Annotated in this window: 1 tRNA gene; it reads left to right on the top strand. The window is 52.7% G+C overall.

Annotation, left to right across the window (positions count from 1 at the left end):
• Positions 1 to 148 precede the first annotated feature (148 nt).
• Positions 149 to 222, top strand: a tRNA-Arg gene (locus AAEY99_RS21775).
• The last annotated feature ends 2 nt before the right edge of the window (positions 223 to 224 follow it).

The raw sequence follows: 224 nt of genomic DNA, 5'->3' as shown, positions 1-224 counted from the left end.
GCCGAAGGCGCTCCCCTGCTAAGGGAGTATGGGCTTTAAATCCCATCGAGGGTTCGAATCCCTCCTTCTCCGCCATTCATTAAATAACGTCACGCACATGAAGTGCAGACGATAGCATTATTTATGAATGGCTTGTTTTACCGATTTTGCGCGTGTAGCTCAGCTGGATAGAGTACCTGGCTACGAACCAGGCGGTCGGAGGTTCGACTCCTCCCACGCGCACC

The sequence above is a fragment of the Shewanella sp. S1-58-MNA-CIBAN-0166 genome (assembly GCF_040310085.1).
In the GTDB taxonomy this organism is placed as follows: Bacteria; Pseudomonadota; Gammaproteobacteria; order Enterobacterales; family Shewanellaceae; genus Shewanella.
Note: the sequence above shows the minus strand (reverse complement) of the source record. Positions and strands in the feature narration are given on the sequence as shown.